Source organism: Hirschia sp., assembly GCF_058892565.1.
This window is the reverse complement of the sequence record NZ_JBZXVU010000008.1, coordinates 92,097-106,821: the sequence shown is the minus strand read 5'-3', so window position 1 is coordinate 106,821 and position 14,725 is coordinate 92,097. Positions and strand designations below refer to the sequence as shown.

11 protein-coding genes are annotated in these 14,725 nt (G+C 47.2%); 4 read left to right on the top strand and 7 right to left on the bottom strand.

Annotated features, from left to right (window positions below):
- Nucleotide 1: 1 nt before the first annotated feature.
- The 4 genes from cysK to AC5EF3_RS03280 all read right to left on the bottom strand — a co-directional run bounded on the left by cysK (nt 2) and on the right by AC5EF3_RS03280 (nt 4,243).
- Nucleotides 2-991, bottom strand: coding sequence for a cysteine synthase A (gene cysK / locus AC5EF3_RS03295; RefSeq protein WP_012778205.1), 990 nt, complete (start codon nt 989-991; stop codon nt 2-4).
- A 169-nt stretch (nt 992-1,160) separates the two neighbouring features.
- The gene (gene argF / locus AC5EF3_RS03290) at nt 1,161-2,087 is read right to left on the bottom strand and encodes an ornithine carbamoyltransferase (protein ID WP_012778204.1); all 927 of its coding nucleotides are present in this window, start codon (nt 2,085-2,087) and stop codon (nt 1,161-1,163) included.
- A complete protein-coding gene (locus AC5EF3_RS03285) occupies nt 2,084-3,283 on the bottom strand; it encodes an aspartate aminotransferase family protein (RefSeq protein ID WP_493547010.1) in 1,200 nt (399 codons plus the stop codon). Before AC5EF3_RS03285 ends, argF begins: the two co-directional genes overlap by 4 nt.
- Nucleotides 3,284-3,382: 99 nt before the next feature.
- Entirely contained in the window at nt 3,383-4,243 is an 861-nt protein-coding gene (locus tag AC5EF3_RS03280) for an ABC transporter permease (RefSeq protein WP_012778202.1), read from the bottom strand.
- 258 nt (nt 4,244-4,501) lie between these two features.
- Between AC5EF3_RS03280 and AC5EF3_RS03275 the strand changes: the two genes are divergently transcribed.
- Nucleotides 4,502-5,035, top strand: coding sequence for a GcrA family cell cycle regulator (locus AC5EF3_RS03275; protein WP_012778201.1), 534 nt, complete (start codon nt 4,502-4,504; stop codon nt 5,033-5,035).
- Between the two features lie 119 nt (nt 5,036-5,154).
- Here AC5EF3_RS03275 and phoB read toward each other — a convergent pair whose 3' ends face one another.
- The 3 genes from phoB to AC5EF3_RS03260 form a co-directional block, all read right to left on the bottom strand.
- Nucleotides 5,155-5,901 carry a phosphate regulon transcriptional regulator PhoB gene (gene phoB / locus AC5EF3_RS03270; RefSeq protein ID WP_493547009.1) on the bottom strand — a complete coding sequence of 249 codons (747 nt, stop codon included), beginning with the start codon at nt 5,899-5,901 and terminating at the stop codon, nt 5,155-5,157.
- Complete coding sequence (phoU, locus tag AC5EF3_RS03265; protein WP_012778199.1) at nt 5,891-6,574, bottom strand: phosphate signaling complex protein PhoU; 684 nt, start codon at nt 6,572-6,574, stop codon at nt 5,891-5,893. Before phoU ends, phoB begins: the two co-directional genes overlap by 11 nt.
- A 257-nt stretch (nt 6,575-6,831) precedes the next feature.
- Nucleotides 6,832-8,244, bottom strand: a complete 1,413-nt coding sequence (locus AC5EF3_RS03260; RefSeq protein ID WP_012778198.1) for a sensor histidine kinase — start codon at nt 8,242-8,244, stop codon at nt 6,832-6,834.
- Between the two features lie 333 nt (nt 8,245-8,577).
- On the opposite strand from AC5EF3_RS03260, the gene AC5EF3_RS03255 reads away from it, so the two are divergent.
- Genes AC5EF3_RS03255 through AC5EF3_RS03245 form a run of 3 tightly spaced genes read left to right on the top strand, consistent with a single transcriptional unit; the run spans nt 8,578 to nt 14,685 of the window.
- The gene (locus AC5EF3_RS03255; RefSeq protein ID WP_493547008.1) at nt 8,578-9,969 is read left to right on the top strand and encodes an efflux transporter outer membrane subunit; all 1,392 of its coding nucleotides are present in this window, start codon (nt 8,578-8,580) and stop codon (nt 9,967-9,969) included.
- Between the two features lie 4 nt (nt 9,970-9,973).
- On the top strand, nt 9,974-11,476 hold the full coding sequence (locus AC5EF3_RS03250; protein WP_493547007.1) for an efflux RND transporter periplasmic adaptor subunit: 1,503 nt from the start codon (nt 9,974-9,976) through the stop codon (nt 11,474-11,476).
- The gene (locus tag AC5EF3_RS03245; protein ID WP_493547006.1) at nt 11,476-14,685 is read left to right on the top strand and encodes an efflux RND transporter permease subunit; all 3,210 of its coding nucleotides are present in this window, start codon (nt 11,476-11,478) and stop codon (nt 14,683-14,685) included. Before AC5EF3_RS03250 ends, AC5EF3_RS03245 begins: the two co-directional genes overlap by 1 nt.
- Nucleotides 14,686-14,725: the final 40 nt, after the last annotated feature.

The following is a 14,725-nucleotide window of genomic DNA, read 5'->3' as shown; positions in this document are numbered from 1 at the left end:
CTTAAACGTCAGGTGTTTCAAACAATACTGTTGATAGGTAACGCTCTGCAAATGAAGGAATTATAACGACAATCGTCTTACCCTTCATCTCTGGACGTTTTGCAACTTCAAGCCCTGCTTTCACCGCAGCACCGGATGAAATGCCAACTGGAACACCCTCAAGATGTGCTAAGCGACGCGCCATTCCAAGTGCATCTGCATTCGCGACTTTAACAACGCCGTCCATCAAACTCGTGTCCATATTGCCAGGAATAAAGCCGGCACCGATACCTTGAAGGGGGTGCGGGCCAGGTTCGCCACCTGACAAGACAGGACTTGCTTCAGGTTCAACGGCAAACATCTGAACGCTTGGCTTTTGCGCTTTCAAATAACGCGCACACCCAGTAAACGTGCCTCCAGTTCCGACACCAGAAACGACCGCATCAACGGCACCATCTGTATCACGCCAGATTTCTTGAGCTGTTGTTGCTTCATGGATGGCTGGGTTTGCGCCATTGTCAAACTGGCTAGGCATAACTGCGCCTTCAATGCTTTCAACCAGCTCATTAGCTTTGGCAATCGCCCCGCCCATGCCTTTTTCTTTTGGTGTCAACACTATTTCTGCACCAAGAATTGTTAGCATTTTGCGGCGCTCAATCGACATGCTCTCCGGCATTGTCAGAATAAGGTGATAACCTTTAGATGCCGCCACAAATGCAAGCCCAATACCTGTATTGCCCGATGTTGGCTCAACCAATGTCATGCCCGGCTTTAATTTTCCCGTCATTTCCATATCGGTAATCATACCCAAAGCAATACGGTCCTTCACGCTCGCCATCGGGTTAAAAAACTCAAGCTTTAGAAGAAAATCACACTCAAGACCTTCTGCTTTTGAAAGGGCTGGGACACGTACCAGAGGCGTGTTTCCGACAGTTTCAAGGATTGAACCATATATGCGGCCTCGGCCAGCTTCGTCCAATGTGACACCATTATAATCGCGTGTACCTGTCATGGAGTTTTCCTCACTATATAAGAGTATGTGCACAATATTTGGTAACAATTTACCGCGATTACAAGCGAGTGAACAGTAGCAGTTGGGTAAACTCATGCATTAGGGAATATAGGCACAAAAAAAGCGCCGATTTCTCAGCGCTTTTCTAGATTATTATTATGAAAGATGATTAGCTCTTCAAACACCATTCAAGCACGGCTTTTTGTGCATGAAGGCGATTTTCCGCTTCATCAAAGATAAGCGAGGCGGAACCATCAATAACCTCAGCCGCCACTTCTTCACCACGGTGAGCTGGTAGACAATGCAGGAATTTCGCGCCGCCATTGGCTTTATCCATCAAGTCTTGCGTGACTTGAAAAGGCATTAAATCCTTCAGGCGCTTATCAGCATCCGTGTCGCCCATAGATACAAATGTATCAGCGACAACAACATCAGCGCCTGCAACAGCTTCGGCAGGGTCATTGTAAATATCAATGCGGCCTTGTTCTTGACGCCCACGCTCAATATCTATTTCTGGAAGCTCATACCCTTGAGGCGTACCAAGTGCGAGAGAGAAGCCAAATTTCGGCGCAGCATGCGCAAAACTCGCCGCAACATTATTGCCATCGCCAACCCAAGCAATACGAGCGCCTTTAAGATCAAGGCCATGCTCTTCAAGTGTCTGAAGGTCAGCCATGATCTGGCAAGGGTGAGATGTGTTCGTCAGCCCATTAATGACAGGCACATCAGAAACAGCAGCAAATGCTTCAACATCTGCATGACTGTTTGCACGGATCATCACCGCATCAATCATGCGCGATAACACGCGTGACGTATCTTCAATTGTTTCCCCACGCCCAAGCTGCATGTCTGCTGCGTTAAGTACAATAGATGTCCCGCCAAGCTGACGTATGCCCATATCAAAAGAAAGACGCGTACGTGTCGAGCTTTTTTCAAAGATCATAGCTAATGTGTAGCCAGCCAACACAGCATCAGGATCTACACTGCCTTTAGGCATACCAGCGCGCGCATTTTTACGTGATTTGGCATTGTCCAAAATAGCACGAAGCTCAGAAGCGGGAAGCGGGAATATATCTAGAAAGTGGCGAACGCTCATGACGAACTCTCCCCTTGTGTGTCAGCCTGCACTTCAGCCAAACATTCATCAATCAGGCTAACGGCCTTCAACACGTCTTCATCTGTTGCGATCAATGGCGGCGCAAGACGCACAACATTGCCGCCTGCGGTTCCGATAATCAGTCCTTTTTCCAATGCCTTTTTGCGAATGGCCATTGGATCAATTTTAAGCGCAATACCGCGCAACAGACCTTTACCACGCAGACCATCAACAAGATCAGGATAGCGATCAATTAGGCTAGACAAGGATTGCGTCAACACACCAGAAACACGCTGAACGTTTTCTAGAAACCCATCACTTGTCAGCTCATCCCAGACAGCATTACCAACGGCCATTGCCATTGGGTTTCCGCCATATGTTGAACCATGTGACCCCGGTTGCATGCCTTTGGCAGCTTCTTCTGTTGTTAGACAGGCTCCCAAAGGAAAACCACCACCGACACCTTTGGCAACAGTTACGATGTCGGGCTCAACATCCGTAAACCATTCATAAGCAAACAATTTACCGGTACGGCCTGCACCGCACTGAACTTCATCATAGATAAGCAATGCGCCAAACTCATCGCATTTTTCACGAAGGAGTTTCAAGAATGCCTCTGGCACTTCGCGGCAACCGCCCTCGCCTTGCACAGGCTCGATAAGAACAGCAGCGACATCATCGCCCATAGCTTCATTGAAAGCATCAACATCATCAAATGGCAGATGCGTGAAGCCTTCCATGGCAGGACCAAAACCTTCACGATAATTTGGGTTAGCACCCGCATTCACAGCACCAAGTGTGCGTCCGTGGAATGAGCCCTCAAACGAGATAATACGGTATTTGTCTTCTTTGCCGCTCACATATTGATATTTGCGCGCTGTCTTAATCGCACATTCAACAGCTTCTGTTCCTGAGTTTGTAAAAAACACACGATCAGCAAACGTATCAGCAGTATAGCGCTCAGCTAAACGTTCCCCTTCGGGTACGCGGAACATATTTGAAATATGCCATAGTTTTTCAGATTGTTCCTGAAGGGTCTTTACAAGTTTTGGATGCGCATGGCCCAGACAATTAACCGAGATACCTGCAATAAAATCTAGATATTCTCGTCCCTCTGATGAGTATAGTCGCAAGCCTTCGCCGCGTTCGAAAACGACTTCAGGGGGAGCATATACGGGCATCATAGCTTCACGCATTGGGGTGTCCTCTTGCGTTTGGAGGGAAAAAACCTACGGAAGCTCATGGTCTATGAGCATCCGTAGGCAATATGTCAATGTCTGAAATAAAAGGGGCGCTTAGGCTTTCATCTTATAGCCAGATCGCAGAACAGCCCAACACACACCACAAAGCACCACTGCAAGCACTAAAGAAGCCACTATCCCAACCATAAGAGAGCCATCCGATGAGCCTGTGAAGGCATAGCGAAAGCCGTCAATCAAGTGGAAAAACGGATTAAAATGCGACATGGTTTCAAATGGCTCAGAAAACACGGTAATAGGGTAAAATGTACCCGAAAGCATAGTGAGCGGTAAGATAACAAAGTTTGTAACCGCTGCAAGATGGTCAAATTTTTCTGCCCAAATTCCGCCCAGCAAGCCAATAGCCGCCATCATAAATGATGCGGTCACGGAATAAAATAGAAAAGCGGGAATGGAATGCAGAGAGATATCAGCAACACCAAGCAGACCAATACACACCAAAGTCACACCGCCAACCAATAGCCCACGAGAGGCACCACCGGCCAAAAATCCAAGTGCTAATTCTAAAGAAGAAAGCGGTGCCATAAGGAAATCAGTGGTATTTCCTTGAACTTTCGCAATCGTAATTGAAGAGGATGTATTCTGAAATGCATTATTCATGATCGCCATCATGATAATACCCGGCGCGATAAAGTCTCCAAAAGGAACACCACCAACATCACCGCGATCTGGAAAAGCTAGTTTGAAAATAGCCATAAACAAAAGCGCCGACACCACAGGGGCCAAAAGCGTCTGCATACCGACTTTTAAAAATCGACTGACTTCTCTTTTATAAAGGGTTTTTAGACCGATCCAGTTAAAAGCACCGAACTGACGAGGGCGCGCAATGACGCCAGTTTCCGCCAAATTCTGAAACTCTGCACTCTTATTCTCAACAACAGCTACGTTATCTACCATGACAAACAGCCTCCAATTACTATCCATTTAGAAACTGATGCCGAATTTGAAAGGCCAAAAACAAAAAAAATATGGGTCAAACCATGAACATTCGATTTATCCCCACCTATATCTAGAATCAGCTGTGAATAACCCTCACGAGATGTTGTGTGTAATGATTTGTTAACTACAATATCTTGGAAACTAGGGCGCGACTTAGGCGAGTGAAAACAATATATTGATTCACCTATTTCGCTAGGGCTGATGGAGAAAAGACTAATGGCGTGGACAGAAGAACGTGTAACTGAGCTAAAAAAGCTTTGGGCCGAAGGTCACAGTGCAAGTCAAATAGCGAAACAATTGGGCGGCGTAACGCGCAATGCTGTTATTGGAAAAGTACACAGATTAGGACTTTCAGGACGAGCAACACCTTCACGCCCAGTTAAGCGTCCACCACGTTTGGCGCGTCCAAAGCCACAAGTAACGCAACCGATTGCAGCAACAGCAAAACCGGCAAGCTCACCAAACAGAACTCCAAAAGAGTCTCTACCTGCCCTACCTTCACGTATGGCACCAGCAGCTTATGTGAAACCAAAACGCCTTGGAAATGGCGACATGGTCACTGTGATGACTGTATCTGACTCTATGTGCAAATGGCCAATCGGGGACCCAGCAGATCCAGATTTTGGTTTCTGCGGCCACTCTTCAGATGGTGATTCACCTTATTGCTCAGAACATGCAAAGCTTGCTTTCCAACCATCAAAGCGCAAGCGCACTAACACGTATGGACAAGCCACTCGCATGGCTGGCTAGTCCACCCAAACTATCTTACCCAACTTAATAAAAAGCGGCGCTTCAATTACACCCAGAAGCGCCGCTTATTTTTTATAGATGTCGATTTCAATACGTGCAGTCAGCCCAATGTAGGCGCGTTATTTTTCGCCCGCATTCAGCGCATAGCCAGCAGAACGTACAGTGCGAATAGGGTCAACTAACCCCTCCATTTTCAATGCCTTACGCAAACGCCCAACATGCACATCAACAGTTCGCGCCTCAACATAAATGTCAGAGCCCCAGACCGCATCCAATAACCGCTCTCGCGAGAAAACACGCCCAGGGTGCTGGATCAAATAATCTAGCAAACGAAACTCTGTTGGACCCAAGTGGATTTGCTGACCAGCACGCGCAACTTTATGCGCTGTCCGATCCACTTCCAGATCACCAACTACAACTTTATCTTCTGTTAGACCTGGTCGAATACGGCGCATAACCGCACGGATACGCGCTTTTAGTTCAGTCATAGAAAACGGCTTGACGATATAATCATCTGCACCTGTATCAAGGCCGCGTATACGATCAGCCTCTTCTGTGCGGGCAGTCAACATAATGATTGGTAGATTTCCCGTGGTGTCGCGACTACGCAACCGACGACAAACTTCGATACCCGATAATTTTGGCAACATCCAATCAAGCAGAACAATATCTGGCTGGCGCTCTTCAACCATGAGCAACGCCATCTCACCATCCATTGCAACGCCAACTTCATAACCTTCACTTTGCAGATTATATTGAAGCAATTGAACTAGCGCCTCTTCATCTTCAACAATCAAAGCATAAGGCGTTGTAGAAGAATGCTTATTCCCAGAAGCTTTCGGAGTCTCGTTAAAATTATACGTCATCTATTGTCGGCCTTTCGGTCGCTGGATAGTCGCCCGTTTCAGAATAGTGAATAATTTCAGCTATCTGAGAACAATGATCACCAGCGCGCTCAAGTTTCTTGGCCATAAACATAAAGTGCGCACACGCACCAATTTTACGACCATCTTCTATCATATACGTCACCATGATGCGGAAGATTGAATTGTAAAATTCGTCCACTTCCTCGTCACGTTCACGCACATCAAGAGCAGTTTCAATATCCTGCTCGCTATAAGCATCCAGAACGCGTTTCAATTGAGATGAAACCAGCCGCCCCATCCGTGCAAGTGATTTGGTCTGATCTGAACGTTCATAATCTTTTAGGTGGGAGGTACGTTTAGCAATGCTGCGAGCCAGATTTCCGATACGGCGCAATTCAACCGCGACCTTCATGCCTGCGAGAGCCTGACGTAAATTCTGTCCTTTGAGCTGTCTGCGCTCAATCAGATCAAAAATACTGCGTTCTACCTTCGATTTAAGCAAATCTAGCTGCGCGTCTCTATCAACAACTTCAAGTGCCAATTCGACATCATAGGTAATCACAGCCGATAGCGCATCACTGAGCATGTCTTCAACAAGACCACCCATGCCTGACAATTCGCCTGTGAGCAGCTCCAATTCATTGGAGATATTTAATACAGTTTGGCTATTCATAACACCCTTAATACATGCTTGCCGCGCTAAATCCAAACCTCAACATCGCACTTCAGCCGACTTTCGATCCCCCCCATCAGGGACAACAAATTCAGTACACTGAGAATTTACGACCACATAATTCAAGATCGCGTTACCATGTTTTTGCGACGGTTTTGTTGCATTAACGCGTTAACACGGAAAACACGTCCGTAAACGTTCATTTGAATGCCAGATAATGAACAAAGCGATTATATGTTAAATGCCAGTAAAAGGAATTAGCTTCCTGTCGCTTCCTTGGGCACATTTTTACGAAAGGCACGCTCTTCCAGCAATTGATCCAGATCAGACAATTCCTTGTCTTCATGTGAAAGCGGAAACAATACCCCAAACGCCGTTCCTACACCCAGCTCACTCTCGACAAGAAATGCGCCGCGATGCCGGTTCATAATGTGCTTGACAATGGCAAGCCCAAGACCTGTCCCTTTTTTAAGGCCACGACCAGGATCAATGCGATAGAAACGCTCAGATAGACGCGGCAAATATTTACGGTCCATCCCCGGACCATTATCGCGCACACGTAAAACGGCATATTTTGTCGCCGCGCCGCCCAAACTATTCGTGATAGAAAATTGCGCCGCGCCATCCATACGCCGCCCTGCTTTTTCCAATGCTTCGTCTTGGCTCAGCCCTGTCAGCACTTCAACTTCAACCACATCATCAGGTTCGGAATATTTAATCGCGTTATCTATGAGATTTTGAGCAACTTGGGCCAATTCATCACGCACCCCCATCACTTCAATTCCATTGGCCTGCCCTGTAATGTTTATTTTCACCTGCTGACCATCAGCAACAGGCAATAAAGCGGCCCCCACCTCACTGACAACAGCAGCCAGATCCGCATTCGTTGACGGACGCCTGTGCTCACTCAACTCAATCCTAGATAGAGAGAGCAAGTCATTGATCAAGCGGCGCATCCGCTCAGCTTGCCCTTCCATAATTTCAAGGAAATGATCCCATGCTTCGCGGTCATCTTTTGCAGGCCCACGCATGGTTTCTATAAATCCAGCCAAAGATGTCAGCGGTGTTCTAAGTTCGTGGCTTGCATTCGCGAGGAAGTCTGCACGGGCCAATTCCGCACGCTTAACAGCTGTCAGATCTTCCATTGTAATCAGTACACCAAGCCCAGAATTTGTTTTGACAGGAGCAGCCACACACGCATATGTGCGATCGTATTCTCCGCGTTCAACAAAGGCAAAATCCTGCGGTTCTTTTTCACTAAGCGCATCTTCAACAGCACCCAACATTTCAGGCCGGCGCACGACAGAAGACAGGATTGGCATTTCACCACGGAACCTAAAATTCTGACGCGCTGCTTCATTAGCAACCTCAACACGCCCTTCAGGATTTACAAAAATACACGGCTCAGTCATTGCTTTAACAAGAACAGAACGGAATTCTTTATTGGTCAATTCACCGCTGTGTTTAAGAGTATCTGGCAATTCTTCACGACCAAGATAGTGCGTAATTACACTTCGTCCCACGACCACTGCCACAAAAGCACCAATACCTATTAATGCCGGCAACAATTGTACTTCACCCAGTAGATACAAACTCCCCAGCACAATAACAGCCGTGCCGCAAACCCACATAAAAGTCGCACGTTGCGCACGCAAGCTCTCAATTAGCATCTTAAATTTCAGCTCTCTTTCCCTCAAAACCGCCAAGTCGGCTATTTTTATTCTCTCAACACTTAAGCTGACATGCTCCAACGCAAAATTCATGCATCAAAGACAAAGTTATGTAGTTTTTCTTTCCATTAAGCCGAAAATTACAGCGACAATCCTATTTTATCCTAAACGTAATGTCACTTTAATGTCAGACGCACAAAAAAGTCTGCCAATCATGCAATTATTGTTTTTCGATAATTATTTGTTGACTTTCGTGACATATTGAAAGATATATAGCTCAAACTCGCGCTGCCAGCGCAAGCACTTTTCTAAAAGACACGGAAAACAATTCGCATGAAACATTACTCAGCGTCAGCAATTGCAATCTTGGCCAGCGGCTGCGCCAGTATAGGTGGTGGCGATATTGCGGCTGATTACACTTTAGCGACAACTTCCATTCCAAATGAGTGGGCTGTAACACTCCCTTCTCCAGCCTCACAATCTGATTGGACAGCCCAATTTGATTCAGACGTTATGAATGGTCTGATTACGGAAGCCATCCAAGCCAATCCAAGCTTATTGGCAGCCCGCGCCAGAGCTAGCGCAACATATGCAACATCACGCGCAGCTCGGGGTGACAGATTGCCCGACCTTTCAGCGTCCTCCACTCTAGGACGCGTGGGCTTAGGACAAACTGAATCTGACACAGCTTCCATTTCCCTTACAACAAGCTGGGAAGTTGATCTTTGGGGACAGGTTTCCAAACGGATTGCCGCCTCTGATGAAGATTTCAATGCGAGCCAAGCTGACCTAGATGATTTACGCCTCTCTATAGCTGGGCGCACAGCAAATGCATGGATAAGCCTATCCAATTCACGCGCTCAATTGACCTTGGCAGAAGATGAACTTGCCGCCAGAAAGCGCGCCAGAGAATTAACCGAACGCCGTGTCGGAACAGGTCTCGCAACGACATTAGACGTAAGACTAGCCCGTTCCGCTGAAGCCAGCGCAGAATCTTCCATTGCACGCGCACAACTAGACGTATCAGATTCAGCACGTGCACTAGAAGTTTTACTTGGTCGTTATCCAGCCGCTGAAATAAATGCGCCAGAAACACCACCAACTTTAGGTCCTATGGCTGATGCAAACATCTCACCGATGGACCTTCTTGCCCGCCGCCCAGATGTTGCAGCATCTGAAGCGCGTATGGCTGCGGCTGGTTTAAGAGCAGATCTGGCCAGAATCGCAATGCGCCCCTCACTGAGCCTTTCAGCTTCAGGCACAATAGAAACCACTGAAATAGGTGATTTACTTGACGTAGATCAACTTGCCGGTCGCGTCCTAGCAAACATTGCATCCCCAATCTTCAATGGTGGGAAACTAGCTAATCAAGCAAAATCTGCACGATTAAATGCTGAAGCTGCAGCCGCCAATTATGCGAGTGTTGTGCTTGCTGCATGGCAAGAAGTGGAAGGAGCGCGCTCAGCCGATCTTTCACTAGAGCAACAAGAATATGCATTGCAGATAGCCATGGAAGAAGCCCAAGCAGCTGAGGTCATCGCTGAACGACAATATCAGCAGGGCCTGATTTCAATATTTGATCTTATCAATGCCCAAACCCGCCGCATCAGTGCGAAGAGCCAGCTTATCGCTGCGCGCGCATCTCGCGGCATCAACCGTATTAATTATCACCTTGCGTTGGGCGGCGGAGACGCGCCAGTGATCAACGCCCCTGCAGGAAGCTAAAACAATGAAAATAACAACTATCGTCAAATTTGTTGTCATACCCGTCGCTCTTTTAGGTGTTGGAGTTGTCGCTCAAGGCACACTTGGTGCCATGAAACCGCCTCCCGAAGTTAAAGATCGCGGCCCTATTGGTCTGGCTGTGTTATCCGAACCAGCCGTTCTGGCGAATGTTTCTCTTTCCGTGGAAGCACAAGGCGTTGTCAAACCCAAACGTCAGGTTCAGCTGTCACCGCAAGTGTCTGGACGCGTAAAATATGTGTCTCCAAACCTTGAAAATGGTGGTTTTGTCAAACGCGGCGAAGTGCTGATCCGTCTGGAAGATGCTGACTACCGCCTTTCCGCAGTCCGTGCGGATTCAACTGTAGCCAGCGCGCGCCAAGCCTTAGCCACAGTTATGGCGCAGGCGGAAGTTGCCAAAACTGAACTCAAAGAGCTCGGAATAGAAAACCCAAGCCCACTTGCTCTACGTGAACCGCAACTTGCCGAAGCACGTGCTGCCCTAGCTGCCGCTGAAGCACAGGCTGAAGATGCTGATCTCCAACTTCAACGTACTGAAGTGCGCGCGCCATTTGATGGACTTGTTGAACAGAAAAATGTTGAGTTGGGACAATTTGTATCACCAGGAACGCCAGTCGGTGTCGTATTTGCGAAAGATGCAGTTGAAGTTGAACTTGCCATTCCAAATGACGAAATGGGTGACCTTGGTCTTCCAATCGCATTCAATGCTTCTAAATCTTCACTTGGCCCTAAAGTATCTTTCACTGCGGATGTTGGTGGAAAGCCACGCAATTGGACAGGATATGTAACGCGTACAGGTGCTTCAATTGACTCACGCACCCGCCTTGTCTCTATCTTTGCTCAAGTCAATGATCCATTTGGAGAAGGTGCAGATGGAGACACGCCTTTAGCTCCCGGCCTGTTCGTTTCAGCTAATATCGAAGGGCGTGTCCTCAATGATGTTATCCGCGCACCACGGGCCGCATTACGTGGACTAGACACTGTCTATGTCATTAAGGAAACTGAAGAAGAGATAGAAGACCGCGAAACCCGTCTGGAAAATGAAAAACAACATGAAATTGCTGAGGCACGCAAATCTGTAGAGCGTACAAAAACAGAGCTGGGATATGATATTCCTGCTGATGCAATCGACAAGAAAATAGCGGACATCAACGCAAAATACGAAAAAATTGCTCAAGAAAACAAAAAACAAGATGCTGAAAAAGCGAAAAACGGTGCTGCAAAAAAAGAACCAGACGCCAAATCCCAAATCATTCAAACACTCGAAATACGGACAGTGGATGTGCTCCGCTCAACGAAAGAGTTTGTATATATCGAAGCAGGTTTAAGCGACGGCGAACGCGTGATTATTTCACCAGTACAAGCTGCGATGACAGGCATGCGTGTGCGTACATTCAATGCAGATGCAACATCTCAACCCCTATCAGAGACAGATGAGACTCTTGCGCTTGCCGCTGATTCTAAAGATTCTAACGTTGGAGCAAACTAATGGGTGGCATAATATCCTTTTGGGCACGCAACTCAGTTGCCGCCAATTTGCTGATGATTTGTTGTATTGTCGGCGGGCTATTTGGTTTCTCACGCCTTGAACAAGAAGTGTTTCCCGGCGGTGAATTTGCAGGTGTATCTGTAACGATTGCTTGGCCTGGCGCTTCCCCTCAGGATGCTGAGGAGCAGCTTGTTTTGCGCCTCGAAGAAGCTGTATCAGATGTCGACGGTATCGATCGCATCACATCCATTGCCTATGAAGACGGTGGAACAGTCAACATCGCAGCACTAAATTCGGTGGATACACAAAAATTCCTTGATGAAATCAAGCTACGTGTAGATTCCATCAACAACCTCCCCCCTTCTGCATACAGACCTCAGGTACAGCAGTGGAAGCAAAATAACGAATATTTCGGTCTGGTTGTCGCTGGTGATATCGGCACACGCGAACTCAAGCATATTACAGATGAAATCCGTGATGAGATTGCACGTATTCCCGGTGGTGAATTGGCAAGAGTTCAAGGCACTTTATCAGAAGAAGTCACGATTGAAGTCTCGGAATCTGCTATGCGTCAGTACGGACTCACTTTTAGTGATATTGCGTCCGCTGTACAAAGCAGTTCCATCAATGGAAGCGGCGGCCAAGTCCGCACTGACACGGGTAATGTATCTATCCAGACACGTAACCTCGCGGATACTGCAGACCAGTTTAACAATCTTATTGTCAAACAAACTGCAAATGGCGGCGTTATCCGTGTAGGAGATGTAGCGCGCGTTATTGATGGTTTTGTCGATGCTGACTTACAAACATCTTTTGAAGGCAAAAAAGCTGCTTTCATTATGATGCGTCAAACAGAAAAAATGAACTTGCCTCAGTATTCAAAAGCGCTGAAGCAGTACATGGAAGAGAAAAACGAAACTCTCCCAGAATCAATCACTCTAAATTTGTTATGGTCAGACCATGACTTTATGAGCAAGTTGATATCAATCATCACCAACTCAGCCATTACTGGAACAATACTTGTTCTTATTGTCCTATTGCTGTTCTTGCGTCCTATCGTGGCGTTTTGGGTTGCGGCTGGAATTATGACGGCATTTGCCGGTGGCTTCTTCCTACTCCCCATGATGGGCGTATCTCTCAACATTCTATCACTCTTTGCCTGTTTGCTGGTGATTGGAGTTGTCGTCGATGATGCGATTGTAATTGGTGAAAGCATTCACACCGAAGTAGAAAGCGGACGCCGAGAAGGTGTTGAAGCGGCCATACATGGTGCAAAAGCGGTCGCCAAGCCTGTGCTATTTGGTGTTATCACAACAATGATTGCTTTCGCGCCTTGGGCTATGATCTCTGGTGGAGCACGTCAATTTACACAAAACTTCACCTTAACGGTGATTGCCGCCCTAACATTCTCATTGGTTGAAGCTTTCCTCATTCTGCCCGCTCACCTTGCACATTTGAAGAAACAAAAAACCGAAGGTGGCGAATCCCTTAAATCCAGAATAGGGGCAAAATTCACACGCTTCCAACGTATTATTGCTGACAGCCTGCTTTGGGTCGCCCGCACAATTTACATGCCGATTTTGAAATTTGCGATTAAAATGCGCTATGCAACAGCAGCTGCTTTCATTGCTTTATTCATGTTTGCACTTGGTCTTGTTCAGCACGGATATGTCCCCTTCAAATTCGATCCTGAAACAGAAGGTGATTTCATATTCGTACAGATCGAAATGCCCGATGGTACGCCATTCAGCCGTGTCGATCAGGTTCGCGCACAGCTAAATGCAGGTATTCAGGCGTTGAAAGACAGCCAAAACGAAAAATGGAGTGAACTCGATTTCGATATCGTCCGTGATGCATCTATTGTTGCTTCAGAAGGTGAAGTCATGTCTTGGATCGGGCTTGCCGCTCCAGAAATTAGACCACGTACTGTTTCAACCAAAGCACTGGCAGAAGAACTTCGTGATCTTACTGGAGATATTCCGGACGCTGAAGATGCCCAGTTTGCATTCTCATTCAATGACAATGACCCACGGCTACGTTTTGCTCTGAACCACCCCGACTTAGACGTTCTTCGTAAAGCTGCCGATGAATTACGCACCCATTTGGGAACTTATGCCCAAGCTTATAATGTAGGAGACAATTTTTCAGCCGCTGCTCAAGAAATTCGTCTAACGATGAAACCGGGTGCTGAAAGTCTTGGACTAACATTAAGAGACGTCTCCAGTCAGGTACGTCAGGCTTATTACGGGATTGAAGCGCAACGCCTACCCCGTGATGGTGATGATGTTCGCGTCATGGTGAAACTCCCTCAAGAGGCACGCCGTTCCCTTGATAGTTTGGATCAATTCCGTATCCGCACAGCCGATGGCCGCGAAATTCCACTTATGGAAGTTGCCGAAATCGAGTTTGCACCAGGAATAAACCGCATTTTACGCCGTGAACGCCAGCGTTCAGTGTCCGTATTTGCCGAAGTTGCTGGAGAAGCGCAGCGCGAAATCATTCAAGCCGTCAACAAGGACTTCATGCCAAGTTTGCAAGAAAAATATCCTGGCCTGACGTCTGGAGCACTTGGTTCAGCAGAACGTGAAGCTGAGTTCTTCCAAGAAATCATTGGTCTTCAGCTTGGTGCGTTCTTTATGATGTATTGTTTGCTAGCGATTGCTTTCAAATCCTACTCACAACCGCTCCTCATCATGTCAGCTATTCCATTTGGGTTTGCGGGTGCTGTATTTGGGCATGCCCTTTTGGGTGTACCCATGGCGATGTTCTCCATCTTTGGGATCGCGGCAGCAGCCGGTGTCGTCATCAATGATAACCTCGTGCTGATTGACTACCTCAATAAACGGAGAGAGCACGGAGTGGGCGCATTTCAGGCGATTGTAGAATCAGGTGTGTCCCGTTTCCGTCCCATCTTGTTGACGTCCATCACAACATTCATCGGTATTTTGCCGATGATAATGGATCGCTCCATGCAGGCACAATTCCTAAAGCCAATGGTTGTCTCGCTTGGGTGCGCTGTGATCTTCGCTCTCTTCCTCAGCCTACTTCTTGTGCCATCCCTGTATGCAATTGGTGTCGAAATCGGCCGTATCTCTGCGCGAATCTTTAAAGGCAAGAAATATCAACCGATTGGCCACACATTTGATGAAGAGACACTCGACATTTCTGGTGATGCAGATGCAGAGGGCTTAGCAGTCCCGGCTGAATAAGTCGTATTCTTAACAAACGTACAGAATAATTTTGTGCGTT

What these genes read in the sequence shown, in the direction of transcription:
- cysK (WP_012778205.1), bottom strand. Translation starts at nt 991, where the DNA reads ATGACAGGTACACGCGATTATAATGGTGTCACATTGGACGAAGCTGGC.
- AC5EF3_RS03275 (WP_012778201.1), top strand. Translation starts at nt 4,502, where the DNA reads ATGGCGTGGACAGAAGAACGTGTAACTGAGCTAAAAAAGCTTTGGGCC.
- AC5EF3_RS03285 (WP_493547010.1), bottom strand. Translation starts at nt 3,283, where the DNA reads ATGCGTGAAGCTATGATGCCCGTATATGCTCCCCCTGAAGTCGTTTTC.
- phoU (WP_012778199.1), bottom strand. Translation starts at nt 6,574, where the DNA reads ATGAATAGCCAAACTGTATTAAATATCTCCAATGAATTGGAGCTGCTC.
- argF (WP_012778204.1), bottom strand. Translation starts at nt 2,087, where the DNA reads ATGAGCGTTCGCCACTTTCTAGATATATTCCCGCTTCCCGCTTCTGAG.
- AC5EF3_RS03255 (WP_493547008.1), top strand. Translation starts at nt 8,578, where the DNA reads ATGAAACATTACTCAGCGTCAGCAATTGCAATCTTGGCCAGCGGCTGC.
- AC5EF3_RS03250 (WP_493547007.1), top strand. Translation starts at nt 9,974, where the DNA reads ATGAAAATAACAACTATCGTCAAATTTGTTGTCATACCCGTCGCTCTT.
- phoB (WP_493547009.1), bottom strand. Translation starts at nt 5,901, where the DNA reads ATGACGTATAATTTTAACGAGACTCCGAAAGCTTCTGGGAATAAGCAT.
- AC5EF3_RS03260 (WP_012778198.1), bottom strand. Translation starts at nt 8,244, where the DNA reads ATGCTAATTGAGAGCTTGCGTGCGCAACGTGCGACTTTTATGTGGGTT.
- AC5EF3_RS03245 (WP_493547006.1), top strand. Translation starts at nt 11,476, where the DNA reads ATGGGTGGCATAATATCCTTTTGGGCACGCAACTCAGTTGCCGCCAAT.
- AC5EF3_RS03280 (WP_012778202.1), bottom strand. Translation starts at nt 4,243, where the DNA reads ATGGTAGATAACGTAGCTGTTGTTGAGAATAAGAGTGCAGAGTTTCAG.